This is a genomic window from Ruegeria sp. AL11, from assembly GCF_056540865.1.
In genome coordinates this window covers 1-2,202 of sequence record NZ_JBQFXO010000031.1, presented here as the reverse complement: position 1 = coordinate 2,202, position 2,202 = coordinate 1, and the positions used below count along the sequence as shown (strand labels likewise).

At 62.9% G+C, this 2,202-nt stretch carries 3 protein-coding genes; all 3 read left to right on the top strand.

Going from position 1 to position 2,202, the window contains the following annotated elements; all coding sequences use genetic code 11:
- Window positions 1-721 (top strand): formate--tetrahydrofolate ligase (locus ACR0IP_RS23020; protein WP_480528140.1); only part of this gene is annotated, 721 nt, incomplete at its 5' end.
- 55 nt (window positions 722-776) lie between these two features.
- The gene (locus ACR0IP_RS23015) at window positions 777-1,082 is read left to right on the top strand and encodes a chorismate mutase (protein WP_480473724.1); all 306 of its coding nucleotides are present in this window, start codon (window positions 777-779) and stop codon (window positions 1,080-1,082) included.
- Window positions 1,083-1,133: 51 nt separating this feature from the next.
- A complete protein-coding gene (gene folD, locus ACR0IP_RS23010) occupies window positions 1,134-2,024 on the top strand; it encodes a bifunctional methylenetetrahydrofolate dehydrogenase/methenyltetrahydrofolate cyclohydrolase FolD (protein WP_480484954.1) in 891 nt (296 codons plus the stop codon).
- Window positions 2,025-2,202: the final 178 nt, after the last annotated feature.

The window sequence follows — 2,202 nt, the reverse complement described above, 5'->3', positions numbered from 1 at the left end:
GGCGGGCATTGCGCCCTCTGCCGTGGTTCTGGTTGCCACCGTGCGGGCGATGAAGATGAATGGCGGTGTCGCCAAGGCCGATCTGGGCGCCGAGAATGTCGATGCGGTCATGGCGGGCTGCGCCAACCTGGGCCGCCATATCGAGAACGTGAAGTCGTTCGGTGTGCCGGTTGTTGTCGCCATCAACCACTTTGTCACCGACACCGATGCCGAGGTTCAGGCGGTGAAGGATTATTGCGCCTCTCATGGGGTCGAGGCGGTTCTGTCGCGCCATTGGGAGCTGGGCTCGGAAGGCTCTGCCGATCTGGCCCGCAAGGTTGTGGAAATCGTCGAAGGGGGCTCTGCGAACTTCGCGCCGATCTACCCCGACGAGATGCCGCTGTTTGAGAAGATCGAAACCATCGCCAAGCGCATCTACCGCGCCGACGAGGTTCTGGCCGACAACAAGATCCGCACGCAGCTGAAAGAATGGGAAGCTGCGGGGTATGGCAACCTGCCGGTCTGCATGGCGAAAACCCAGTACAGCTTCTCGACCGACCCGAGCTTGCGGGGCGCGCCCACCGGCCATTCGGTGCCGGTGCGTGAAGTCCGCCTGAGCGCGGGCGCGGGCTTTATCGTGGTTGTCTGCGGTGAGATCATGACCATGCCGGGCCTGCCCCGCAAACCGGCCGCGGAAACCATCTGCCTCAATGACGCAGGTGAGATCGAGGGCTTGTTCTAAGCCGCTGAATAAGACATCTCGTGGTCCGGGACCCCCGGGCCATGAGGAGACGATGATGCCCACTCTGACACCGCCGCAGGACTGCCATTCGATGCGGGATCTGCGGGTTCAGATCGACAGGCTGGACCGCCAGCTGATCGGGATGCTGGTGAGGCGCGCAAGCTATATCGACCGCGCGTCTGAGCTGAAGCCGGGCGAGGGCCTGCCCGCCCGCATCCCGGACCGGGTCGAGGATGTGGTGCAAAAGGTGCGCGCCAGTTCGCAGGCGGCGGGGATGGACCCCGATTTGTCCGAAACGCTCTGGCGCATTCTGATTGACTGGTCGATTGCACGTGAGGAACGTGTGCTCGGCCCCGAGTAAAGACCGGGCGCGTTCTGCGCCCGTTTGGGTTTTGAAAGAAGGGACCAAAGGATGGTAGCGCAGGTTATCGACGGGAAGGCCTTTGCCGCCAAAGTGCGCGCGCAGGTGACCGATCAGGTTGCAAAGCTGAAAGAGGAAAACGGCATCACCCCCGGCCTGGCCGTGGTTCTGGTGGGCGAGGATCCGGCCAGCCAGGTCTATGTCCGCTCGAAAGGCAAGATGACCGTCGAGGTCGGCATGAACTCGTATGAGCACAAGCTGGATGCGGAGACCTCGGAGGCGGAGCTGCTGGCGCTGATCGACAAACTGAACACCGACCCGGCGGTGCATGGCATACTGGTGCAGTTGCCGCTGCCCAAGCACCTGAACGAGGATCTGGTGATCAATTCGATCGATCCGGCCAAGGATGTGGACGGCTTCCATATCTCGAACGTGGGCCTTTTGGGCACCGGTCAGAAATCGATGGTGCCCTGCACCCCGCTGGGCTGCCTGATGATGCTGCGCGATCACCACGGGTCGCTGTCGGGCATGGATGCGGTTGTCATCGGTCGCTCGAACATCGTGGGCAAGCCGATGGCGCAGCTGCTGCTGGGGGACAGCTGCACCGTGACCATCGCGCATTCGCGCACCAAAGATCTGCCGGATGTGGTCCGCCGCGCCGATATCGTCGTGGCCGCTGTCGGTCGCCCCGAAATGGTGCCTGGCGACTGGATCAAGGAAGGCGCCACCGTGATCGACGTGGGCATCAACCGCATCGAGCGGGATGGCAAGACCAAGCTGGTCGGCGACGTCGACTATGCCAGCGCTGCCGAACGCGCCGGCGCCATCACCCCGGTCCCCGGCGGCGTCGGCCCCATGACCATCGCCTGCCTGCTGGCCAACACCCTCACCGCCTGCTGCCGCGCAAACAAACTCCCAGAACCAGAAGGCCTGACCGCCTGATAAACACGGGGGCCGGAGGGGATCCGTCGGACCGGTCCCCTTTTTTTGGCAGGCAAGGTTCCAGCCAAACCGCCCCCAGACCGCCCCATGAGAGCATGGGCAAAGCAGCCTGAATGGGTTTGACAGCCGAACAATTCATGATATCCCTGTATTCCCAGTTGGTTACAGGTGAAGACAC

What these genes read in the sequence shown, in the direction of transcription:
- ACR0IP_RS23015 (WP_480473724.1), top strand. Translation starts at nt 777, where the DNA reads ATGCCCACTCTGACACCGCCGCAGGACTGCCATTCGATGCGGGATCTG.
- folD (WP_480484954.1), top strand. Translation starts at nt 1,134, where the DNA reads ATGGTAGCGCAGGTTATCGACGGGAAGGCCTTTGCCGCCAAAGTGCGC.